Origin of the sequence: Vibrio sp. B1FIG11, assembly GCF_905175335.1 — a bacterium.
Lineage (GTDB): Bacteria > Pseudomonadota > Gammaproteobacteria > Enterobacterales > Vibrionaceae > Vibrio > Vibrio campbellii.
In genome coordinates, this window is sequence record NZ_HG992751.1 from 1220216 (window position 1) to 1242924 (window position 22709).

General features: G+C 45.7%; 18 protein-coding genes and 1 pseudogene. 10 read left to right on the forward strand and 9 right to left on the reverse strand.

Annotation, left to right across the window (positions count from 1 at the left end; genetic code table 11):
- The first annotated feature begins 133 nt into the window (after nucleotides 1-133).
- Nucleotides 134-913, forward strand: coding sequence for an MlaA family lipoprotein (locus tag KHO06_RS05570; RefSeq protein ID WP_038893057.1), 780 nt, complete (start codon nucleotides 134-136; stop codon nucleotides 911-913).
- Between the two features lie 93 nt (nucleotides 914-1006).
- Here KHO06_RS05570 and KHO06_RS05575 read toward each other — a convergent pair whose 3' ends face one another.
- From KHO06_RS05575 to KHO06_RS05590, 4 genes are all read right to left on the reverse strand, one after another.
- The gene (locus KHO06_RS05575) at nucleotides 1007-2299 is read right to left on the reverse strand and encodes an outer membrane protein transport protein (RefSeq protein ID WP_212582218.1); all 1293 of its coding nucleotides are present in this window, start codon (nucleotides 2297-2299) and stop codon (nucleotides 1007-1009) included.
- A 309-nt stretch (nucleotides 2300-2608) separates the two neighbouring features.
- Nucleotides 2609-3889 carry an outer membrane protein transport protein gene (locus KHO06_RS05580; RefSeq protein ID WP_212582219.1) on the reverse strand — a complete coding sequence of 427 codons (1281 nt, stop codon included), beginning with the start codon at nucleotides 3887-3889 and terminating at the stop codon, nucleotides 2609-2611.
- Nucleotides 3890-4187: 298 nt separating this feature from the next.
- Entirely contained in the window at nucleotides 4188-4922 is a 735-nt protein-coding gene (locus KHO06_RS05585) for a DUF3379 domain-containing protein (RefSeq protein WP_038893055.1), read from the reverse strand.
- Nucleotides 4915-5508 (reverse strand): sigma-70 family RNA polymerase sigma factor, encoded by a 594-nt coding sequence (locus tag KHO06_RS05590; protein ID WP_077262342.1) that lies wholly within the window; start codon nucleotides 5506-5508, stop codon nucleotides 4915-4917. Before KHO06_RS05590 ends, KHO06_RS05585 begins: the two co-directional genes overlap by 8 nt.
- 614 nt (nucleotides 5509-6122) lie before the next feature.
- Here KHO06_RS05590 and fadI point away from each other — a divergent pair.
- Together fadI and fadJ are read left to right on the forward strand one after the other, a co-directional pair.
- Entirely contained in the window at nucleotides 6123-7430 is a 1308-nt protein-coding gene (gene fadI, locus KHO06_RS05595; RefSeq protein ID WP_005433092.1) for an acetyl-CoA C-acyltransferase FadI, read from the forward strand.
- Nucleotides 7430-9544, forward strand: a complete 2115-nt coding sequence (gene fadJ, locus KHO06_RS05600) for a fatty acid oxidation complex subunit alpha FadJ (protein WP_212582220.1) — start codon at nucleotides 7430-7432, stop codon at nucleotides 9542-9544. Before fadI ends, fadJ begins: the two co-directional genes overlap by 1 nt.
- A 67-nt stretch (nucleotides 9545-9611) precedes the next feature.
- Here fadJ and KHO06_RS05605 read toward each other — a convergent pair whose 3' ends face one another.
- Both KHO06_RS05605 and KHO06_RS05610 read right to left on the reverse strand, forming a co-directional pair.
- Nucleotides 9612-9866 (reverse strand): hypothetical protein, encoded by a 255-nt coding sequence (locus KHO06_RS05605; RefSeq protein WP_005433107.1) that lies wholly within the window; start codon nucleotides 9864-9866, stop codon nucleotides 9612-9614.
- A 99-nt stretch (nucleotides 9867-9965) separates the two neighbouring features.
- Entirely contained in the window at nucleotides 9966-12743 is a 2778-nt protein-coding gene (locus KHO06_RS05610; protein WP_005433090.1) for an insulinase family protein, read from the reverse strand.
- Nucleotides 12744-13120: 377 nt separating this feature from the next.
- Here KHO06_RS05610 and sixA point away from each other — a divergent pair, with 377 nt between their 5' ends.
- On the forward strand, nucleotides 13121-13585 hold the full coding sequence (gene sixA / locus KHO06_RS05615) for a phosphohistidine phosphatase SixA (RefSeq protein WP_212582221.1): 465 nt from the start codon (nucleotides 13121-13123) through the stop codon (nucleotides 13583-13585).
- Between the two features lie 103 nt (nucleotides 13586-13688).
- Here the strand turns inward: sixA and smrB are convergent.
- Nucleotides 13689-14220 (reverse strand): annotated as a pseudogene (gene smrB / locus KHO06_RS05620) (endonuclease SmrB).
- A gap of 61 nt (nucleotides 14221-14281) precedes the next feature.
- Here smrB and prmB point away from each other — a divergent pair.
- Nucleotides 14282-15214, forward strand: a complete 933-nt coding sequence (gene prmB / locus KHO06_RS05625) for a 50S ribosomal protein L3 N(5)-glutamine methyltransferase (RefSeq protein ID WP_005433096.1) — start codon at nucleotides 14282-14284, stop codon at nucleotides 15212-15214.
- Between the two features lie 222 nt (nucleotides 15215-15436).
- Complete coding sequence (gene aroC / locus KHO06_RS05630) at nucleotides 15437-16522, forward strand: chorismate synthase (protein ID WP_005433120.1); 1086 nt, start codon at nucleotides 15437-15439, stop codon at nucleotides 16520-16522.
- A gap of 85 nt (nucleotides 16523-16607) precedes the next feature.
- Here the strand turns inward: aroC and KHO06_RS05635 are convergent, their stop codons facing one another.
- Complete coding sequence (locus KHO06_RS05635) at nucleotides 16608-17231, reverse strand: trimeric intracellular cation channel family protein (RefSeq protein ID WP_009707348.1); 624 nt, start codon at nucleotides 17229-17231, stop codon at nucleotides 16608-16610.
- A gap of 329 nt (nucleotides 17232-17560) precedes the next feature.
- Here KHO06_RS05635 and KHO06_RS05640 point away from each other — a divergent pair, with 329 nt between their 5' ends.
- The 3 genes from KHO06_RS05640 to KHO06_RS05650 all read left to right on the forward strand — a co-directional run bounded on the left by KHO06_RS05640 (nucleotide 17561) and on the right by KHO06_RS05650 (nucleotide 19071).
- The gene (locus KHO06_RS05640; protein ID WP_038893052.1) at nucleotides 17561-18091 is read left to right on the forward strand and encodes an elongation factor P hydroxylase; all 531 of its coding nucleotides are present in this window, start codon (nucleotides 17561-17563) and stop codon (nucleotides 18089-18091) included.
- A 15-nt stretch (nucleotides 18092-18106) separates the two neighbouring features.
- Nucleotides 18107-18370: a YfcL family protein gene (locus tag KHO06_RS05645; protein WP_005433127.1), complete on the forward strand. Its 264-nt coding sequence runs from the start codon at nucleotides 18107-18109 to the stop codon at nucleotides 18368-18370.
- A 176-nt stretch (nucleotides 18371-18546) separates the two neighbouring features.
- Entirely contained in the window at nucleotides 18547-19071 is a 525-nt protein-coding gene (locus KHO06_RS05650; RefSeq protein ID WP_012128608.1) for an NADPH-dependent FMN reductase, read from the forward strand.
- A 224-nt stretch (nucleotides 19072-19295) separates the two neighbouring features.
- Here KHO06_RS05650 and mnmC read toward each other — a convergent pair whose 3' ends face one another.
- Nucleotides 19296-21314, reverse strand: coding sequence for a bifunctional tRNA (5-methylaminomethyl-2-thiouridine)(34)-methyltransferase MnmD/FAD-dependent 5-carboxymethylaminomethyl-2-thiouridine(34) oxidoreductase MnmC (mnmC, locus tag KHO06_RS05655; RefSeq protein ID WP_212582222.1), 2019 nt, complete (start codon nucleotides 21312-21314; stop codon nucleotides 19296-19298).
- A 128-nt stretch (nucleotides 21315-21442) separates the two neighbouring features.
- Here mnmC and fabB point away from each other — a divergent pair, with 128 nt between their 5' ends.
- Complete coding sequence (fabB, locus tag KHO06_RS05660; RefSeq protein WP_005433116.1) at nucleotides 21443-22654, forward strand: beta-ketoacyl-ACP synthase I; 1212 nt, start codon at nucleotides 21443-21445, stop codon at nucleotides 22652-22654.
- The last annotated feature ends 55 nt before the right edge of the window (nucleotides 22655-22709 follow it).

Sequence of the window (22709 nt, forward strand, 5' to 3'; positions counted from 1 at the left end):
AACTATCGAGTAGAATATACAAAGGCCAGCAATCGCTGGCCTTTATTTATATACCCAAGTGACTTTTGTTTCGGCGCTAAAGAGCGACAACACAGGTTGCTTAGGTATATTAATAGTCGTTATGGAACGAAGAATGTATAACAAGGGTAAATCCATCTTCTTGTTGCTGTTTGCAGTTGGACTGGTTGGCTGTTCAAGTGCTCCCGAAGAGGCAGTGACTGAAGAAAACGAAACGAATCAAGCAACTTCTGATGTTTATGACCCATTAGAAGGCTTCAACCGCGCTATGTGGGACATCAACTACGACTATCTAGACCCGTATTTGGTTCGTCCGATCTCTCTTGCGTATGTTGATTACACACCAGTACCGATTCGTTCTGGTATTGCTAACTTCTTAGCGAACTTAGATGAACCAGCGAGTGTGGTAAACAACCTTGTAATGGGTAATGGCACTAAAGCTGTCGATCACTTTAACCGCTTTTGGATTAACTCGACGTTCGGTGTTTTCGGTTTGTTCGATATTGCAACGGCCGCTGGTATTACTAAGTACGACAACAAAGAATTCAGCAGCGTAGTCGGGCACTATGGCGTTGGTAACGGCCCATACTTTATGATTCCTGGTTATGGTCCATATACGCTACGTGAAGTGACAGATACTGTAGATGGTATGTACGTCCCCTTGTCTTACCTTAACTTCTGGGCTGGTCTTGGAAAGTGGGCACTAGAGGGCATGGAGAAACGTGCGCTATTGGTGCCACAAGAAGCACAGCTCGATGCATCGCCAGATCCTTACGTGTTAACGCGTGATGTCTACTTACAGCGCCAAGACTTTAAAGCGGAAATCAACAATGTTGATGAAGTGGATGAAGACGAAGAAGCATACTTGGATGAGTACTTAGAAGAAGACTTCTAATCGCTTCAGTAAATAGCAAAATAAAAAGGCTTGGTTTTCACCAAGCCTTTCTTTTTATCGTTAACTTTCTTTTATCGATAATTCGCGTTCAGATTAGAACGTGTAGTTCGCTTGAACACCGATTAGCCATACGTTACCAGTCACTTCACCTTCGAATGCGCCACCGAAACCAGCTGCTTCGTTATCAGAAGCATCGCGAGGTTCGCTGATAGGCGCGTCTTTTGCGAAAATGTAAGTGAAGCCCGCGTCTAGTGTTAGGTTCTTAGACCATTCATAGCCTGCACCAACACTTAGCCATAGACGATCAGTTTCTGGAATGGTCGTTGTGCGGTACTTGTCATCAACCGCTGACATGTCATAAGCAACGCCTGAGCGCAGTGTCCATTTTTGGTCAAGCTTGTAAGTAGTACCTACAGCAAAGCGGTAGTTATCTTCCCAGTTTTCAGACTTGATTAGATCTGATTTGTCTGGGAAATCTGCCACTAGCTCTTTAAAGCTGCTCCAATCAGTCCAGTTAATGCTAGCGTGTACTGCTAGTTGATCATTTAGTTGGTGGAAGCTTGCTAGTTCCGCTGTCGCTGGCAGTGTTAGGTCCATTGAGCCCGCTTTTTTAGCGTTAGGGTTCATTGGGTTGAAAGCAAGACCATTCGCGTGACCTTCAAGAGTAAGGTCTACTGCTGACTTGTATGCAAAACCAAGACGGTTGTTGTCGTTGATTTGCCAAGCTGCACCAACTTGCCAACCCCAAGCGGTATCATCACCTTCCATGTATTTAAGAGTTTGACCCGGTAGGGTAGGCTTTACTAGCCCCATTTGAGGAGGCATTACCGCACCAATGCTACCGTCTGCGATGATGTAACGAATACCACCACCAATGCTTAGCGCTTCATTCAGTTTGTAAGCCGCATTCAGGTTCGCTTCCATTGACATTACGCTTGCTTCGTTACCAAAGTTAGCGGCCGCGAAATCTTTACCTAGATCCGTTTCCATACCGTAGTTAGTACCAAACGCTAGACCAATAGCAAACTTGTCGTTGTACTGATGAGATAGGTAGAAGTTAGGGATAACAGCGTCGTGTGCAAAGTCATGTGAACTTGCTGGAAGAGTAGTACCACCACCAACATGCATTTGACCATCAACATCAACGTTAGGATTTACATAGATAGCGCCAACAGACACTTGTGTGCCTTCTAGGTAAGTTAGCATCGCTGGGTTACGCCATTGTGCGCTTGCGTTATCAGCCATTGCCGCTTCACCAGCGTATGCACGACCTAGGCCCGTTGCAGAGTATTCCGCAAGTTGGAAACCTGCTGCGTTTGCAACGCTTGAAGTGCTTAGTAGGCCAAATGCTACTGCTGCTGAAAGGAGAGTCTTGTTGGTTTTCATTGTAATGTTCGCTGAGTTATTTATAACGTGGAGCGAAATTTTACGACTAGAGTTATTACTTTAAAAATGAAAAGCCAATAAAACAGTGTTTTCAGTCCGATAATCTATTTATATAGAGATATGTAGATGATCTATCTAACTGTAACGGCTGTGTGAAAAAATTTCAGCTAACACCTGTGAGTTATAATTACGGCTTTTGATTACACATGTGCGCCCAATCGCGGTGAATGGGAAACAATAGATAAGAAAAAAGGCTGGAATTCCAGCCTTTTATATAGAGAGTGTTTATATTAGCTTATCGCGTAATGCTTAGAAGCTGCGGCTGTATTGTAAGCCGAATAGAATCGCATTTGCACGAGTTGTGGCTTCGATCGTCGATAGGCTACCACCGATAGGGTTCGGAGTAGACTCGCTCACACTAACATCATCGCCAAGTAGGTAGGTAAAGCCGATATCTACGTTCGATTTGTTGTCGATGTGGTAAGTTGCACCCGCTGAGAACCATTGACGATCTGAGTCTGGAACAGAGATAGACGTTGTTTCATCTTGAGCACTAGTGTCGTACATGTAGCCAGCGCGTAGCGTCCAGTCAGTGTTCATGTAGTACGTACCACCAATAGAGTAGTGCCAGCCATCTTGCCAATTATATTCGTTTAGTGGTGCCGTCGAGCCATTGATTGTTGCATCTAGTGTGTCAAATGCTTTCCAACCAATGTATTGGATGCTGTAGTGGACAGCAAACTGAGTATCTTGAATTTTGTGGTAGCCAGAGAATTCTGCAATATCTGGGAGAGGCATGTGCAGTTTACCGTTGCTATCTGCGTTACCTGAATATTCGACATCGCCTTCTGCTTCGATCTCTGGGCTGTAACGGTAAGAAAGACCAAAACGGTTATTCTCGTCTAGTTCAAATACAGTACCAACGTTAAAGCCTACACCAAAACCTGATGCATCCGCTTTAACTAGAGTTGTTCCTTGTGGAACTGGCATTACACAGTTACCAGAGATAGCTGCGATACACATACCATTACCAGCATAACGCTCTAGTTTACCCGCACCGTAAATTAGATCGATACCAGCACCAAAGCTCCATTGGTCATTTAGACGGTAAGAACCCGCAATACCAACGTTTACACTTTTAACGTCAGTTAGGCCGCCGTACTCAGACCAAGATAGGCTGTTAGAGAAGTCAGTCTTGGTACCGAAGTTAGAGTATGCGTTTACGCCCCATGCAAACTTGTCGTTTACTGGCACGATAAGGTGGATGTTCGGTGCAACTGAAGTGCTACCAGCATCATCGTAAGACTCTGCTGCTGAGCCGTTATATTGAACGCCTTTTGCTGTGATATCAGTAGTGATCGTTTCAAAACCTAGCGATAGTTCCATTTTGTCAAATAGAGCCATTGCTGCTGGGTTACGAGCCATTACAGATGCGTTATCTGCAATTACTGCATCACCTGCGAATGCACGACCGATACCAGTCGCTGATTGTGCGTTTAGCTGGAAACCAGCTGCCATTGCTTGACCGGATGCCATTGCAACCGTCACTGCTAGGAGAGTCTTTTTAAACAGACGCGTATTCTGAGTCATTTTTTATTCCTTATGGGTTTCGTCTCTTTGGACGATAAGTTGAGCTTTTGCTCAGTGGCGCAGATAGTAGTATTAAGAGTGGACCATACAAATCCGACCATTGGATAAATTTGAATAAAAATTGCAGAAATGATGTCTAAATGTCGGGAAATTGCATCTAAAGTGCATAATTTAGAGTTTTGACTCTAAAGTAAATAATTGGTGTGAATGATTTTTGTTTTATACATAAACAAAAAGCCTCTAAATTTCGAAATTTAGCGGCTTTTTACTGTGCAGTTACGTGCTTTCGATGAAGTTACTACATTGGCTCCATCATTGGCGCTAATTTCGCTGCGATAGCATCGATATCTTCGCCGCTGCTACCAACAAGAATCATGCTGGCTTTGCCCACCGGTTTCACTACACCACTCATACCATCTTTATCAAAGTCGACTTTCTGGTCGCTCTTCACATCAGTCACAAACATGGTGACTTTGCCTTCTTTGCCTTGGAAGACGATATGAAGCGCATTATTCGACTCACCAAAACCACAATGGTTTAGGTAGTAGACGTGATATGGGAAATCACCGTTTAGCTGATAATGGAAAGGCATCATTTTCGCATTGACTTGCTTATTCGAAACATCTTCATCGATGTTGCGAACAAACGGCTCTTCCGCCACGACGTGTTTCATTGCGGTGTCTGCGAGGCTTGCTTGCGCTGGAGAAACAATAACGTTACCCCAGTTAATTTGACCTACGAGTAGACCCGCAGTAAATGCAACTGATGCTGCCAACGCCATCGCTTTGCGAGCAAAATTCGGTCTTACGATTTTCTCGTCATCTAGCGCACTCGATGTCTGGTTAAACAGAATTTTATCAGCAAGATCTTCAGGCACATCCACATTCATGGCTTGCTTAATCTTAAGGTCGAGATCCAAAACATCATCAGCAAACTTACTGTTAGCGTCGCTCTCAGCTAAAGCTTGCAGAATCTCTTCATCCTTCTGTTTTGGATCCGACAAAATACGACGACGAAATTCTAAATCATCCATTTTTTTGTCCTCTCTGAGTATCTTGAGAATCCAACATCTCTTTTAATTGATTACGTGCACGGAATAGGCGTGTCATTACTGTGTTCTTGTTTAGATCAAGAATGCTGCCGATTTCTTCTCCACTGAAACCGCCTACAACTTGAAGAAACAAAGGCTCACGGTATTCAACATCAAGCTTCATGATTTGAGCTTGAAGCCATTCCTGTTGATGATGTGGGTCATCGCTGACTTTAGCATCATTGCCATAGTCATCGATATCAACCAAATCAAATTGTTTACGTTCAAAGCGGCGTGCGTTTTCTCGTCTTAATATAGTAATAAGCCAAGATTTCGCGGCCTTTTCATCTTGAAGACTATCCAGTGACTTCCATGCGCGCAGACAGGTCTCTTGAACCAAATCTTCTGCAATTGCCTTGTCTTTGCATAACCAGTAAGCGTAGCGATACAAATCTCTGTGATAGCCCCGTACAAGAGCTTCGTATTTTCTTTGTCTGTCCATATCAGAGTTGACCGGACTGTTGGAATTTTTCTTTCCAAACATTTTAAATATTGCCACAGGAGCCTCCGTCTTGCTCTGTGAGGTCATGGGTACCGCTTGTATTTATGGTTGTTCTGAGTACACACCATGTAGTTTAGCAGCAGCACAATATACATCTTGTACGATCAAACACTTATTTGAAGTGATGATAATTTGTTCTATATCTTTTTATTCGGGTGTTTTCCTACACTTATTGTTAGGCGATTTGAAGTTATTCGAACTTTGATACGGTTGGAATTCGTAAAATCGCCATAAAATTGATCTATTTCAAAATCTCGTGCAGTGAAGGGGCTATAGTACATCTTGTCATCTAGTTAGTCATTGACGACTAACATGTTGAGCAAGGTGACACTTCCTTTTGAAGGCTGACTTTACTTTCTCCTAATCAGGAAACTGATTAATTTTACAATTGGCGTAGGTTAATTGTTTTATAGATATTCCGACCACACAGTTTTGTGTGGTTTTTTTTTTGCTTCAATTTTACCTTCCGCACACTTCTCCTCTGTTTTACTCACTATAGTTAATCATTCTTAATCGCCTAAGAATCAATGAACTAGAGCAATAGATCTACTCGCTTCACGTTTATTTAAACGCACGTTTGATAAATTTAACAAGCTGATTACAATACATCAGGTCAGACCTCTTGTATTTAAGGAGAAACAATGGGCAAGCAGGAAGTGAAAACACGCCATGGTGAACGTGTTGCTATTGTCGCAGGGCTACGAACCCCCTTTGCTCGTCAAAGCACTGAGTTCAGCCAGGTGCCAGCGGTCGATTTAGGCAAAATGGTAGTGAGCGAAATGCTTGCTCGTACAGACATCGACCCGAAACTCATCGAACAAGTGGTATTTGGACAAGTAGTTCAAATGCCAGAAGCACCAAACATTGCGCGTGAAATCGTGCTTGGCACAGGAATGCACATCCATACTGATGCCTACAGTGTTACTCGCGCATGTGCGACTAGCTTCCAAGCTGCAGTCAACGTGGCAGAGAGCATTATGGCGGGCAGCATTGATGTTGGTATCGCGGGTGGTGCGGATTCTTCATCTGTTCTGCCAATTGGTGTTTCGAAGAAACTTGCCGCTAACTTGCTTGCGCTAAGCAAAACCAAAACGCTGGGTCAAAAGCTCAACATTCTTAAAAAACTCAGCTTCAAAGATTTAATGCCAGTGCCGCCGGCAGTGGCTGAATATTCGACGGGTCTTTCTATGGGCCAGACTGCCGAGCAAATGGCGAAATCTCACGGCATTACTCGTGCAGAGCAAGATGCTTTGGCGCACCGCTCTCATTCTTTAGCTTCACAAGCTTGGAAAGACGGAAAGATCCAAGACGAAGTGATGACCGCTTTCCCTGAACCTTACAAAAAGTGGATCTCTGAAGATAACAACATTCGTCATGACTCGACATTAGAGGGCTACGCAAAACTGCGTCCGGCTTTCGACCGTCAATACGGCAGCGTAACAGCCGCGAACAGTACGCCATTAACCGATGGTGGTGCGGCAGTGATGTTAATGCGTGAAGGCAAAGCGAAAGAGCTTGGTATGGAAATACTTGGCTACATCCGCGGTTATGCATTCTCAGCCATTGGTGTGGAAATGGACATGCTAATGGGGCCAACATACGCGACGGCAAAAGTGTTGGAGAACACTGGTCTCGAGCTTTCAGACCTGACACTTATCGATATGCACGAAGCGTTTGCTGCACAAGCTCTTGCGAACGTGAAGATGTTTGCTTCTGATAAATTTGCCCAAGAAAACCTAGGTCGCTCGAAAGCGATAGGTGAAATCGATATGGATAAGTTCAACGTCCTTGGCGGTTCAATTGCCTACGGTCACCCATTTGCCGCAACTGGCGCTCGTATGATGACGCAAACACTGCGTGAGCTTAAACGTCGTGGCGGTGGTCTCGCGTTGAATACAGCGTGTGCCGCAGGTGGTCTTGGTGCAGCAATGATTTTGGAGGTTGAGTAATGAGCGAGCAAAAAGCATTTAGTCTAAAGATTGATGAGCAGAACATTGCTTGGCTAGCCATCGATGTGCCAAACGAGAAAATGAACACGCTGCAAGCGGCGTTTGCAGATGAGATGAAAGAAATTTTCGCTCAACTGAAAGACACCAGCGGCGTGAAAGGGATGATTATTCACTCCCTAAAACCAGATAACTTTGTTGCGGGCGCTGACGTTCGTATGCTTGAAGCGTGCACAACGGCGAGTGAAGCGGAGGCATTGGCTAAGCAAGGCCAAGACTTGTTCCAACAGCTATCTGATCTGCCTTATCCGGTTGTCGCTGCGATTCACGGTCCATGTCTAGGTGGCGGTTTAGAGCTTGCTCTAGCGTGTGATTACCGTGTGTGTACTGATTCCGATAAAACGCGTCTTGGTTTGCCAGAAGTGCAACTTGGTTTGCTGCCAGGCTCCGGTGGTACTCAACGTCTTCCGCGTTTGATTGGTCTATTACCTTCGTTGGATTTAATCCTTACAGGTAAACAACTGCGTGCAAAGAAAGCGAAAAAGTTGGGTGTGGTTGACGCATGTGTGCCAGAGACTGTCTTGCTCGATATTGCGAAGATGCATGTCGAAAAAGGCAAGAAGAAAGGTAAACAAAAGCAATCGACAAAAGAGAAGTTGATGTCGGGTAGTGGTTTAGGTCGTAAGTTTGTGTTTGAGCAAGCCGCGAAGAAAACCAATGAAAAGACCCGTGGTAACTACCCAGCAACGGTTGCGATTTTAGAAGTGATCCAGCATGGCCTTGAAAAGGGCTTTTCCCAAGGTCAAGAACTTGAAGCGAAGCGCTTTGGCGAATTGGTGATGAGTTCAGAATCTAAAGCACTGCGTTCTATTTTCTTTGCTACCACTGAAATGAAGAAAGAAAACGGTGCGGAAGCAGACCCAGCTACAGTCAATAAAGTTGGCGTGTTGGGTGGCGGTTTAATGGGGGCGGGCATCAGCCACGTTTCTGTTGCGAAAGCGACAGTGCCAGTACGAATTAAAGACGTCAGCAATGATGGTGTGCTTAACGCATTGAACTACAACTACAAGTTGTTCGAAAAACAGCGTAAGCGCCGCATTATCTCGAAAGCAGGTCTGCAATCGAAGATGCTGCAACTTTCGGGTGGTATTGATTTTACAAGCTTCAACCATATTGATGTGGTTATAGAAGCGGTGTTTGAAGACCTCGATCTGAAGCAAAAGATGGTTGCGGATATCGAAGCGAACGCTAAACCGGAAACCATTTTTGCGACCAATACGTCTTCTCTGCCAATCCACAAAATTGCGGAAAAAGCAGAGCGCCCAGAAAACATCGTTGGTTTGCACTATTTTAGCCCGGTAGAAAAAATGCCGTTGGTGGAAGTGATTCCTCACGAAACTACGTCAGAAGAGACCATTTCTACGGTTGTTGCACTTGCTAAGAAGCAGGGCAAGACACCAATCGTTGTTAAAGATAAAGCGGGCTTCTATGTAAACCGTATTCTTGCACCTTACATGAACGAAGCTGCGCACATCTTGCTGGCAAATGAGCCAATCGAACAACTTGATGGTGCTCTGCTTGACTTCGGTTTCCCAGTGGGTCCAATTACTTTATTGGATGAAGTTGGTGTTGATATTGGTGCTAAGATCATGCCAATCTTGGTTAACGAATTGGGCGAGCGATTCAAAGGTCCAGACGTATTCGACACACTACTGAACGATGGCCGCAAAGGTCGTAAGACTGGTAAAGGCTTCTATACCTACAAAGGTAAGAAGAAAGAGGTCGATAAGTCAGTTTATAAGCTATTGAACCTGACACCAGAATCCAAGCTAAGCGACAATGACATTGCATTGCGTTGTGTGCTGCCAATGCTAAACGAAGCGGTTCGCTGTTTAGATGACGGTATTATCCGTTCTCCACGCGATGGTGATATCGGTGCGATCTTTGGTATAGGCTTCCCACCATTCTTAGGTGGTCCATTCCGTTACATGGATCAATTCGGTTTGAAAGAACTGGTTGAGAAAATGAACGAGTTTGCATCGAAATACGGTGATCGTTACGCACCGTGTGATGGTTTGTTAACTCGAGCTGGCGAAGGTCGTAACTTCTATGATTAACGGCTAGCGCTAAAAATAGAAAGGCTTGCATGATGCAAGCCTTTTTTGTAATCGAGGTTACAAGACATTATTTCTTTTTGTCTTTTTTGCCCTTGTCATGGCCTTTGCCAGGGTTGTCGTCCCCATGGACGCTTGCGTTACCTTTGTGGTCTTTATCATGCTTACCTGATGAACAGTCATCAGATTTGATTGATACGTTATCACCACTAAGACGCAAACAGTCCTCACTTAGCTCGAAGTCGTCACCTTTAATTGTAATATCTGCATATGCTGCAGGAGCAAGTGGCATCAGTACAGCAGCAAGTAAAAGTAGCTTTTTCATATTGTCCCCGTGTTTACGTATGTTTATTGAACGACGCTATTACAGCATAAACTAAATTAGTATTTTTACCATTTGGCGCCATTTCTTTGGTTATGTCTCTTATCCGAGACCGAAATCTTTCGGGCGCAACTGAAACTCTTCAATCGACCCAATTTCTAAACCAAGGTTGATACGCGGCGCGTCTTCATGAGCGATACCTTGCGAATGCATCACCAAACGATTGGCAGTGCGAGGTTTTAGTTCATTGACCACAAAACGGATCATGTCGGTACGGGTCAACTCTTTAAGCTCTTCCAACACTTTTTCACGCTGGTTAAAGTCGGTGTCTTTGTTACCAATTGCTACCCATAGGCGCTGCGCTCGACCGCGTAATGTGGTGTCAGGCGTTGCAATTTGGTTCCATAATCCGCGCTTGCTGCTGTGCCATTGGTATTCGTTAAGCTCCAACAACACCATATAAAACGCATTCAAGAACTCATCGATTGAGGTAACCAATTCAGCTGGCGCCGCATTTGGTGACTGCACATAAAGCACAATCCCCGGATGACGATTAAGCGGCATATTCCCCGTTCCCACCATGTAGCCAAGCTGTTGTTTAGTTCGGATCTCATGGAAGAAGGTTGCCGACATTAAGTGATTCGCCAAGGAATAAAGCGCAATGTTACGCGGCGATATATCTTCACATTGGTGATAAATCACCACCGCCGAGTCTTGTTGGTTACAGTTTACTTCGCGTTGGAAGCTGCCATTTTCACCCAGCATGACGAGTGGGCGAAGTGCCTCTTCGTAACGCTGCTCTTTTACACGCAATGCATCTTTTAATGTGGTTGCCATGTCATGAGCTTGCTGACGTTGCCAGTCGCCATACACAAACATCTCAACATGCAACTCGGCAAGAATCGATTCAACAAACACAGACAGCTCATCCACCTCAATCTCTTCCAATGCTTCAACCAGCGTTGCAAAAGGTGGATTGTTAGGTTGGAGCAAACCTGTCAGTGCATTAAAAAGCTGCGAAATTGGGCGATCTTGAGATGAATTGCGCCAATTACGAAGAAGCTGCTGTTTAATGGTTTCAAATCGATCTGGGTTGAATTCACGAGCTGCAAAGCGATGCAGAATCATTTCTAAAAGTTGAGGTAACTTCTGGCTAAAGCCCGATAATGTAAGCGTGACGCCGCCTTGGTGAGCATACATGTTGTAACCCATCCCCGCGATTTCCGCTTGATAGGTTTCTTTGGCTAGAGAATCGAGGAACATCTCGACACATAGGCGTGTTTTCACGATATTTTTCGGCGATGCAACGGCGTGTGAACTGTCGATAGCGACGTAAACGACACCTTTCGGTACTCTGAACTCATCATCTTGCAGGTGCCATAGTCGGAAACCTTCGAGATCTTCAACCAATTCTGGCAACGACCCGCCGTTTTCAAATGGTCTTGGGTCGAGGTCATAACAAATGTATGGGTTCTTTTCTGGCAGAACGAATTGCCAACTCGGATCAATTTGATGATAGAAGCGACGCTGGTTTTCACTAAACGGGATGACTGAGTAAGGCGTGAAGTACCACTCTGCGGTTCGGTTGTATTCTAAACCTTGTGCAATCAATGTGACGCGAACATTTTCAACCGAAAGGTACTGCAACAATGAACGTTGAAGCTCTTCATCGTAGCCTGCCATTTTGTAGTCACCATAAACCGTGTCTTCCGGTTGATAGTGCTGCATGTTGATCACCAGATGGCTGACCAAATCCATTGGGCGTGATGGCTCTTGGAAGCGGAAAGCCGATTCTAATACCGCTTGTTTTTCCAAGTATCGCCATTCATCCATGCCATCTTGTTTGATCATGGTGAGGTACTGGAATACCGCTTGAACGATGTCATCGACATGATCCAAACCGTTTGGTGTCAAGGTGCAACTTACTGTGAAGTCGCGGTAGTTGCTGCCGCTCGCCCCGCCACCTGCAGAGAGGGAAGTAATCCAGCCTTTCTCTTTGAGTTGAAGCATTAAACTGCCTTCACCTTCGTAGCCCAACAGGTGAGCAAAGTAGGAGAGAGGCTTCACGCTGTAGTGTGCGTCCATTCCTGGCATTGGGAACGTGAGGATCAGTTTACGGAACTCTTTGATTGGTTCGACTTGGACCAAAATACCAGTGCTATCTTCGCTGCCAATAGGGACATCAATCGATTTGCCGCGCAGTTGGTGGTTTGGAATGTCGGCAAACATGGCCTCTACCCAAGCTTGCTGCTCATCGAGAGATTGTGGACCAAACAAAGTCAGCGTCATCAAATCAGCGGAATACTGTGAGTGATGAAACTCAACAATTTCGTCGCGAATCGATTTGCCTTCGCGGTCACCAAGCGTATCCAAGTTGCCGACAGAGAATTTAGAAAACGGGTGCTCTGGGTTGATGACTTCTTTATTTACTTGATACAGACGGCGAGAATCGTCGTTCAGTTTGAGCTTGTATTCGGAGTCGACCGCTTGGCGTTCTTTGTCTAACGCTTCTTCGTTAAACAGTGGTGCGGTAAAGAATTGGCTGAAGCGATCAAGTGCGCTCTCAAAGGCGGTTGGTGTCACATCGAAGAAGAAACAAGTGTGCTCGGTACCTGTCCAAGCGTTGTTGGTGCCACCATGTTGACTAATATAACTTTGAAACTCGCCCACTTTAGGGTATTTTTCCGTACCCAAAAACAGCATGTGTTCTAGATAGTGTGCCAGACCTTGGCGATCCATCGGATCATCGAAGTGTCCAACGTTTACTGCTAGGGCTGCTGCCGACTGTTGAGCCGTGTCGGAATGAATCAGCAACACGCGCAGTGCATTACTCAATGTAATGTAGCGGTATTGATTTGAATCGTTTGGACTTAGGTGCACGATGCGTCTCCAGATTTCGCATTACAGTAATTATGATCCCCGAGCGGGGAGGCGCAAAGTTTGCGCTTCGACAAATACTGCTTGCCGCATTTTTGTTATTCGTAAGAGTACTGCATAAGCCCATCAGCAAATTGCTATGGGGTTCGAGCTATTTGAAGGAATGCACTGAGTTCATAACTTCATCGTAGAATGTGATGAACTGAGTATATTCTTTTTAATAGATTGTTAAGAAAGTCGCTATCTTTAGCAAGCGAATTGGTATAATGAACCGATAATTATATCAGTATTTTTGTTTCGACATTATTAAAGTTAGCCCGCTATCCGTATAAAGATAGCAGTCAACCTTTTGGTAGCGTTAGCTATCCCTAGGAAATAACATGAAAATATTTATCTTGCGTCACGGTGAAGCAGAGCATTTTGCGAACACCGACGCAGAAAGACAACTGACCCCAAGAGGCAGAACTGAATCGGAAGCAGTTGCCCGAGCATGTAAAGAGCAAGGTTTTGCTCAATTCGACAAAGTACTGGTGAGCCCGTACATTCGAGCGCAGCAAACTTGGCAAGAAATCAGCGCACACTTTTCGGCAAAAAGCATCGAAACGTGTGAAGACATCACGCCTTATGGTCAATCCGATCAAGTGTTTGATTTCGCTAATGCGCTAATTGAAGTTGAGAAGCTTGAATCTCTTTTGTTTGTGTCACATTTACCGCTGGTGGGCTACCTTACTGCGGAATTTGTGAAAGACATGACGCCGCCGATGTTCCCGACATCTGGCTTGGTGTGTATTGAGTTTGACCCGCAAACACGACGCGGTGAAGTGCTTTGGCATATCACGCCATAGAACAATAGTTCTCGGGATGATGGCTCGAGAAAAACAAAAAGGCAGGGTTAACCTGCCTTTGTCGTTCTTGCTCGTCAGCGAAATACTTTTCGGAGTCGGTGGGTTATTTCTCAGGAATAGAAAGCAGCACCAGTAGGGCACCATCGCCGCCAAACTCTAGAGGCGCTTGGTGGAATGCCATTACGTCTGGATGTTGAGCTAACCAAAGCGGCGCTTTCTGCTTCAAGATGTGCTTACCGATGCCATGTTGTACACACGCACAGTGTATTTCATTTTTCACGCAGTACGCGATCATCGCACCGAGTTCTCGCTTGGCTTCTTGTTGTGTCATGCCGTGCATGTCTAGGAAGACGTCAGGCACGTACACGCCACGACGAAGACGTTTCACTTCATAAGTCGAAACATCATCACGCGCGTAGCGAGTTGGTCCATCCGCATTTAAGAGCGGGACAAACTCATCGGAAAAGTAAAATTCAGAATCACTCGCTTCACGGTTTGAGCGTGTGATTTCTTTTTGCTTAGTATTTTTTTTTTGGTTGCTGGATTATGGTATCCTGTCGCAACTTTTTTACGCCCTGTACTGCATCCTTAAACAAGGCGAAATCGTCATCGTGTTCGGTGTCTTTTTTGCTCATTAGGTAAACAATTTCATTTTTACAACTTATGGCAGTATTGTAGCGCTTTTCGGAGGCAATTTTGGATAAGATTTTTGTAGAAGAGGCGGTATCGGAGCTCCATACCCTTCAAGATATGATTCGTTGGACGGTAAGCCGCTTTAACGCCGCTAACCTGTTTTACGGTCATGGCACTGATAATGCGTGGGATGAAGCGGTTCAGCTTATCCTGCCAACATTATACTTGCCGATTGATGTGCCTCCGCACGTATTGAACTCTCGCCTAACGACAAGCGAGCGTCTGCGTATTGTTGAGCGTGTAGTAAAACGCATCAACGAGCGTACACCAACTGCATACCTAACCAACAAAGCGTGGTTCTGTGGTCTTGAGTTCTTCGTTGATGAGCGTGTACTTGTGCCACGTTCTCCAATCGGCGAATTGATTCAAGCGGAATTCCAGCCTTGGTTGGTGGAAGAGCCTACGCGCATCATGGACCTATGTACGGGTTCTGGTTGTATCGCAATTGCTTGTGCACACGCATTCCCTGAAGCAGAAGTTGACGCGATCGACATCTCTACAGACGCTCTACAAGTGGCTGAGCAAAACGTACAAGATCACGGCATGGAGCAGCAAGTGTTCCCAATTCGCTCTGACTTGTTCCGCGATCTTCCAAAAGAGAAGTACAACCTGATCGTGTCTAACCCACCTTACGTGGACGAAGAAGACATGAACAGCCTACCAGACGAGTTCACGCACGAGCCTGAACTGGGTCTTGCTGCAGGTACTGACGGTCTAAAACTGGTTCGTCGTATTCTTGCTAACGCACCAGACTACCTAACAGACGATGGTATTCTTGTGTGTGAAGTCGGTAACTCAATGGTTCACATGATGGAACAGTACCCACAAATTCCATTCACTTGGATTGAGTTCGAGAACGGTGGTCACGGCGTATTCATGCTAACACGTGATCAGCTGGTTGAGTGTGCAGAAGAGTTCAAACTGTACAAAGACTAAGTCTGTCGAAATACACCATTCGAATAAACAATGAAAACACCGAGCCCAGTGCTCGGTGTTTTTTTTATCCGCTTCGCACTGAGCTTGGAAAATTTCGGCTGTTTTGTTTTTTCCACCAAATCGGGCTTTACATCAAAACGTAATACCGCCACTATGATTCCACGAAGAATTGAAAAGCAGTTGCGCTCATGGAGAGCGTGGCGACAAGAACTTGAGGAAGTAATGGCAGGAAACAGTATCGGACAACATTTCCGAGTAACGACATTCGGAGAAAGTCACGGTATCGCACTAGGATGTATCGTAGACGGATGCCCTCCAGGTTTGGAAATCACTGAGGCAGATCTGCAAACGGATCTCGACCGTCGCCGTCCTGGCACATCACGTTACACTACCCAACGTCGTGAACCGGACGAAGTAAAAATTCTTTCTGGCGTATTTGAAGGTCAAACTACAGGCACTTCAATTGGTCTGATGATTGAGAACACAGACCAGCGTTCTAAAGACTACTCAGACATCAAAGACAAGTTCCGTCCAGGACACGCTGATTACACTTACCACCAGAAATACGGTGTGCGCGATTATCGAGGTGGCGGCCGTTCGTCTGCTCGTGAAACGGCAATGCGTGTGGCGGCTGGTGCAATCGCTAAGAAATACCTGAAAGACGAGTTCGGTGTTGAAATCCGCGCTTACTTGTCACAAATGGGTGACGTTTCAATCGATAAAGTGGATTGGAATGAAATCGAAAACAACGCGTTCTTCTGCCCAGATGCAGACAAAGTGGAAGCGTTTGATCAACTTATCCGTGACCTGAAAAAAGAAGGCGACTCTATTGGCGCTAAAATTCAGGTTGTGGCAACGAATGTACCTGTTGGTCTTGGTGAGCCTGTATTTGATCGTTTGGATGCCGACATTGCGCATGCGCTAATGAGCATCAATGCGGTGAAAGGTGTTGAAATCGGCGACGGTTTTGATGTGGTAAACCAAAAAGGCAGCGAGCACCGTGATACGCTTTCTCCAGAAGGCTTCGGTAGCAACCACGCGGGTGGCATTCTTGGCGGTATCTCTACCGGCCAAGAGATTGTGGCAAACATCGCGCTTAAGCCAACCTCAAGCATTACGGTTCCAGGCGAGACTATCACTAAAGAAGGTGAACCAACTCAGTTGATCACTAAAGGTCGTCACGACCCATGTGTGGGTATCCGCGCTGTGCCTATTGCAGAAGCGATGCTGGCTATTGTCGTGATGGATCATTTGTTACGCCACCGTGGTCAAAACCATGGCGTACAAACCGAGACTCCAAAGATCTAAGTTTGAAACGTAAGTCGATAGATACACAAAAGGCTGCTCAGTGAGCAGCCTTTTTTCATGTCTTTTCAATAGCTTTCGAGTCGAATCAGTGAATCGAGCCTTCTGTTTCCAAGTGGAATGAAGGTAAGCGCCATTTGAAGCGTACTGCAGCCATTCGCAGCATGTAACCAGTAATCAGAGTGACAATCGTCGCGGTTACATCTGGTACGTTGAACTCAAGTAGCGCTAGGTACAAACCTGATGCGATAAGTGCCACCGATGCGTAAAGCTCTTCATGCAACACAAGCGGTGTTTGACGACAAATCAAATCGCGTAGCAGGCCACCAAATACACCAGTGACTAGCGCTGACACCATACAAATGCCAGGGTGTAAGCCCATACCAATTGCTACCTTGGTGCCGATAATGCTAAATACGATCAAGCCAAGAGCATCCAAACGAATGAATAGCCCTTTGAATTTAATCACCCATTTCGCTAAGCCAGTTGTCAGAACACCAGCTACACAAGTGATTGCCAAAAATTCTGGGTTCTTCACCCAACCTAATGGGTAGTGGCCAAGAAGAATATCGCGCACCGTACCACCGCCAATTGCCGTTGCACTGGCTACCAACATAACACCAAACCAATCCATTTTTCTTCGACCAGCACTCAACGCACCAGTCATGGCTTCAGCCGTGATACCAATGATATACAACACACTTAGCAGCATAAGGGGACACTCAAATAAAAGGGCGCTGTCTTAGTCCTTGAGATTAAGGAAAACAGCAGCAAAACTTACCAACAAGATTTAAGCCTTGAGGAAGGGGCTTAAACCCTAAAAGAATCTCGCTTTAAGTGGCGTTGATGTCGCCATCATTAAGCTTAAAAATAAGGCGTGAGTGTAGTGGGAAATGTGATCTGTGACGAATGAGAAATAGTATGGAGAAAGCGACTTTCAGATAAATCCAGCTAATAACCAAACTTGTTGTGTGGCTTTACCTGTTGAAGAAAAACAGCGACAATGCGCACCGCATATCAATTTGAAGTACAGAATCGATGATGAACCACGAATATCAAGACCTTATCGCCATCTTCAACGACACGTTTCTTGAAACTTTTAATACCAAGTTGGAGCTTGGTGGTGATGAGCCAATTTATTTACCAGCAGACCAAGAGCATCCGCATCATCGGATTATTTTTGCTCGTGGTTTTTACGCGTCAGCGCTGCACGAGATTGCCCATTGGTGCGTAGCAGGACCAGAACGTCGTTTGCTGGAAGATTTTGGTTACTGGTATGAACCTGACGGCCGTACAGCCGAGGTTCAAGCTGAGTTTGAAAAAGTGGAAATTCGCCCTCAAGCGTATGAGTGGATTCTAGCGAAAAGTGCTGACTTCCCTTTTAACGTCAGTTGTGACAATCTACACGGCGATTTTGAACCAGATCGTCTTGGTTTCATGCACAAAGTGCACAATGAAGTAATGGGTATTCTAGAAAACGGTCTTCCGCCTCGCGTGAAAATGCTATCGGATGCGTTGTGTGCCTTTTACCAAACCAAGCCGCTGGAAACGTCTGACTTTATCGTTAAATAACCTCAGAGAAGCTCCATGATTATTGAATTTGAAGAAAAACTACTAGAACTGATTGATGCTCGTATTGAAACGGCATCGGATGATGAATTGTTTGCTGGTGGTTATTTGCGTGGTCACATTTCTCTGTCTGCCGCAGCGTGTGAAGAAGAAGGCATTAACGATGTGACTGAGCTGAAGTCTCGCATTGAAAACAGCCTTGAAGAAGCGCGTTCAGAATTGACGCCTGCCGATCGAGTGATCGTGAGCGATCTATGGCAAGAGCTTCAAGCGCAAGCTTAAGTCTCATTCAGTTATATATGCTTCGATTGACGGCTCTAAGTTTCTGGTTGAAGCAATAGAGAGTTGAAATAAACTCCTTCGAAATTTTCGAATCTCTCCTTAAAATTTTTGTGGTTGTGGCACTTGGGCTCACCTTTTACTCTAGTGAGTACAAAACGTGAACAAGGATTACAACCATGAAAATTATCGCATTTGGCGCTTCTACTAGCTCTACCTCTATCAATAAAACCCTCGCGACTTACGCTGCCAACCTTGTTGAAGGTGCAGACGTGCAAGTATTAGATCTCAACCGCTATGATGTTCCTTTGTTCAGTGAAGACAAAGAGAAAGAAATTGGTCAGGCGGAAGGCGCAAAATCTTTTCTTGCTGACATCGCAACAGCGGATGCTTTGGTGATTTCTTTTGCTGAGCATAACGGCTCTTACCCAGCGGCTTACAAAAATCTGTTCGATTGGGCGACACGCATCGATCGCAACGTATTCCAAAATAAACCAGCGGTGTACTTAGCGACTTCACCTGGCCCTGGTGGCGCACAAACGGTTCTCGCTGCGGCGACAGGCTCTGCGCCTTACTTTGGTGCTGAAGTGAAAGCATCGCAATCTATTCCGAGCTTCTACGATAACTTTGATTTGGAAACAGGTCAGTTCCGTAATGCGGAAGTTGCAGAGCAAGTGAAAGCGGCTGTGGCAGCATTGAACTAAAAACTGGTAACCCCCTCTAACTCCCCCTTGGAAAGGGGAAGGACTATACGGAGTTCATAACTTGCTTTTCCACTTTTCAAGACGAGACAAAGAGGGGGGGGGGACTCAGAACAACCCTCACGAGATCAGCCTTGGAAAGAGGGAAGACGAATGTGGGGCTAAGAACTTGTTCCTCCCCTTTTTAAGGGGAGGCTAGGAGGGGTTCTTTACGCACTCGAAACGCGTTACAACTCAGTAATCGCCTTACCTTTACGCAGTTTTCTAACCCACATACGGCTAGGGTGCAGCTCAGTCAGGACATCAACAGGCAGTGGTAACGGATCGCCACAGATTTGTGAAGCCAACACTTCTGCCATTAGAGGTGCTGAGCTCAAACCACGAGAGCCTAAACCTAGGAAACAGAATAGGTTAGGGAACTGGTGAATCGCGTCAACGTCTTGCTCTTGTTGATTTTGCAGATCCGCATATTGCGTTTTGATGGTTTCAAAGTCGCCTACGTTCCCTACAAACGGAAGGTGGTCACGGCTAACACAGCGAATACCTTGGCGTGACAAGTTACCAGAGGTATCCACCTCTTTCGTCCAAGTTTGGTTCGGCAGGCACTTCACCAATTTCTCAGCGTTGTCTTTTTGCGCATCCTCGTCAAACTCGTAATCGAGGTGGCTGCGGTCGTAGCTTGCACCGATGCACAAGTGCTGATTATTCGGGTTAACAGGTGTCATGTAACCGTCGTAACACAGTACCGTTTTCAGCTTGGACAAAGTTTCTGTCGCTGGTGCGTGGCTAACTTGACCTTTTACCTGACCCATTGGTAAATCAGCGGTTTGGCTTAGTGTTTGGAACTCATTGCCATTAGCAACCACTACAGTTGAATGTTCAAAGCTTTGACCGTTCGCTTTCAATATCCAAACCTTGCGCGATTCGTCCCAAGTGAGCGACTCGACTTGATGCTCGAACTTCGCTTCAAAAAGTTCTGTTTTATCCAATTGAGCTATCAAGCCTCGGGTGAGTTCAGCAGGGCATAACCAACCGCCAAGAGGATAGTGAACCGATGCCATATCAATCGGCAAGCCAATCTTCTCTGCCGTCTCTTCAGCAGATAGCTTTTGAATCAACTCTGGCGTGAAATTACCTGCGAGCATTTTCTCTAACTTGTCTGCGGATTTGTCATCCCACATTAACTGAGTGATGCCGCACCAGTCGTGATCAAACTGGATATCTTGCGCAGCTTGGTCAACAAACTGACGAGCAAACAAAAAGCCCGGAGCGAACACGCGTGAAACGCCTTTGTGTGGACCATTTAACAATGGGTATACAGCACCTTGTCGATTGCCCGACGCGCCTTCTGCGGGTTGAGCGTCTTTGCAGTAAAGCGTGACATTCTGACCGCGGCGAACCAGCGTTTTAGCCAGAGCTGCACTGGCGATGCCGCCACCAATAATCGCTATGGAATCATGATTGGTCGATGCTGTGCGGTTGAACCAAGGTAGGTGGTTTGAATGCGCTTCACGTTGCTCCATCGAACCTGCAATCATTTCACGCTTGGTGCCGAAGCCTTTGACTTTCTTCATTGCAAAGCCCGCTTCGTTTAAGCCGCGACGCACAAAGCCCGCTGCCGTGAAGGTTGCGACCGTACAATCCTGTTTCGCCAATTTTGCCATGCCGTTGAATAGGTTTTGATTCCACATCTCAGGGTTTTTGCTTGGAGCAAACCCGTCTAAGAACCAAGCATCAATCAAGCCTTGCTCAGCATAAGGAACAAGCGGCATGCAGTCTTTGATATCGCCAAACCATAGATCGAGCGTGATAGCGCCGTCTTCTAAAACAATGCGATGACACTCAGGCACAGCAGCTGGGTAGTGCTGTTGCAGCTTTTCGGCAAGCTCTGCCAATTCTGGCCAAGATTGATGTGCTTTTTCTAAATCAGCTTTGCTAAGTGGGTACTTCTCAAAACTAACGAAATGCAATTCTTTTAGCGTTGCCTCTGGATATTCGCGACGAAATTCGGTAAACCATTGCCACACGGCTAAGAAGTTCAACCCTGTGCCAAATCCGGTTTCACCAATAACAAAACGTCTTTGGTCAAATTCCTGCCATCTTTCTGGTAGATGATTTTGTTTGAGGAACACGTAACGCGTCTCTTCGAGACCGTTTACGTTGGAGAAATAAACATCATCAAATTGGTCAGAAACCGGTGTACCAGCTTCGTTCCAACCAAGTTCTGCGTTTTTAATCGAAGTCATAATGGTGCAAATATGTGATTTGGCGCGGTTAGAATTCGGCGATTGTACGAATTTCTGGGAAAGCTGACCACTTTTGTTGACTATCTTGGTTATTATCTAGCGGATTTTTGAATTATAGGAATGTCATAATGAAACGAGTCGTAATCACCGGTATGGGTATTGTTTCAAGTATCGGTAACAACGTCGAAGAAGTTCTAGCGTCTCTTAAAGCGGGCAAATCTGGCATCACTGCGTCTGAGCAGTTTAAAGAAAACGGTCTGCGTTCGCAGGTATGGGGTGATCTGAAAATCAACCCTGCAGAATTTATTGACCGTAAGCAGATGCGCTTTATGGGTGATGCGGCTGCTTATGCATACCTATCAATGCAGCAGGCAATTGAAGACGCTGGTCTATCTGAAGAACAAGTTTCAAACGATCGTACAGGTATCGTTGCTGGTTCTGGTGGTGCTTCTGCATTAAACCAAACAGTAGCAACTGACACGATGCGTGCGAAAGGCGTAAAACGCGTAGGTCCTTACATGGTTCCACGTACTATGTCTTCAACAGTATCAGCGTGTCTTGCAACACCATTTAAGATTCGTGGTGTGAACTACTCAATGAGCTCAGCTTGTGCAACGTCTGCACACTGTATCGGTCACGCGATGGAGCTTATCCAACTTGGCAAACAAGACATCGTATTCGCAGGTGGTGGTGAAGAGCTAGATTGGTCTCAAACTATGATGTTTGATGCAATGGGCGCACTATCTACTAAGTACAACGAAACGCCAGAAAAAGCATCTCGTACTTACGATGCAGATCGTGACGGTTTCGTTATCTCTGGTGGCGGCGGCATGCTGGTTATCGAAGAACTAGAGCACGCACTAGCACGTGGCGCGAAAATCTACGGTGAAATCGTAGGTTACGGCGCGACTTCTGATGGCTACGACATGGTAGCACCATCAGGTGAAGGCGCAGTTCGTTGTATGAAGATGGCAATGCAAGATGTTGACGCTATCGACTACATCAACACACACGGCACTTCTACTCCAGTAGGTGACGTGAAAGAGCTAGGCGCTATCCAAGAACTATTCGGTGATAACAGCCCTGCGATTTCTGCTACAAAAGCGATGACAGGTCACGCACTAGGTGCAGCTGGCGTTCATGAAGCGATTTACTCAACGCTAATGCTAGACAACAACTTCATTGCGCCAAGTGTGAACATCTCTAACTTGGATGAAGCAGCACAAGGTCTAGACATCGTAACGGAAGCTCGTGACGCTGAGCTAACGACAGTTATGTCAAACAGCTTTGGTTTTGGTGGTACAAACGCGACATTGGTAATCAAAAAGTACCAAGCGTAAGCGACCCAAAGCTAACTGAATTTGTTGGTCGGAATATCACTGTGATTTCCCAAGC

Bases quoted from the DNA above. Each gene is read 5' to 3' on its own strand.
- KHO06_RS05585 (WP_038893055.1), bottom strand. From the start codon at position 4,922: ATGGATGATTTAGAATTTCGTCGTCGTATTTTGTCGGATCCAAAACAG.
- KHO06_RS05640 (WP_038893052.1), top strand. From the start codon at position 17,561: ATGAACCACGAATATCAAGACCTTATCGCCATCTTCAACGACACGTTT.
- fabB (WP_005433116.1), top strand. From the start codon at position 21,443: ATGAAACGAGTCGTAATCACCGGTATGGGTATTGTTTCAAGTATCGGT.
- sixA (WP_212582221.1), top strand. From the start codon at position 13,121: ATGAAAATATTTATCTTGCGTCACGGTGAAGCAGAGCATTTTGCGAAC.
- KHO06_RS05650 (WP_012128608.1), top strand. From the start codon at position 18,547: ATGAAAATTATCGCATTTGGCGCTTCTACTAGCTCTACCTCTATCAAT.
- KHO06_RS05570 (WP_038893057.1), top strand. From the start codon at position 134: ATGTATAACAAGGGTAAATCCATCTTCTTGTTGCTGTTTGCAGTTGGA.
- mnmC (WP_212582222.1), bottom strand. From the start codon at position 21,314: ATGACTTCGATTAAAAACGCAGAACTTGGTTGGAACGAAGCTGGTACA.
- KHO06_RS05575 (WP_212582218.1), bottom strand. From the start codon at position 2,299: ATGAAAACCAACAAGACTCTCCTTTCAGCAGCAGTAGCATTTGGCCTA.
- KHO06_RS05590 (WP_077262342.1), bottom strand. From the start codon at position 5,508: ATGACCTCACAGAGCAAGACGGAGGCTCCTGTGGCAATATTTAAAATG.
- aroC (WP_005433120.1), top strand. From the start codon at position 15,437: ATGGCAGGAAACAGTATCGGACAACATTTCCGAGTAACGACATTCGGA.
- KHO06_RS05605 (WP_005433107.1), bottom strand. From the start codon at position 9,866: ATGAAAAAGCTACTTTTACTTGCTGCTGTACTGATGCCACTTGCTCCT.
- fadJ (WP_212582220.1), top strand. From the start codon at position 7,430: ATGAGCGAGCAAAAAGCATTTAGTCTAAAGATTGATGAGCAGAACATT.
- KHO06_RS05580 (WP_212582219.1), bottom strand. From the start codon at position 3,889: ATGACTCAGAATACGCGTCTGTTTAAAAAGACTCTCCTAGCAGTGACG.
- KHO06_RS05635 (WP_009707348.1), bottom strand. From the start codon at position 17,231: ATGCTGCTAAGTGTGTTGTATATCATTGGTATCACGGCTGAAGCCATG.
- KHO06_RS05645 (WP_005433127.1), top strand. From the start codon at position 18,107: ATGATTATTGAATTTGAAGAAAAACTACTAGAACTGATTGATGCTCGT.
- fadI (WP_005433092.1), top strand. From the start codon at position 6,123: ATGGGCAAGCAGGAAGTGAAAACACGCCATGGTGAACGTGTTGCTATT.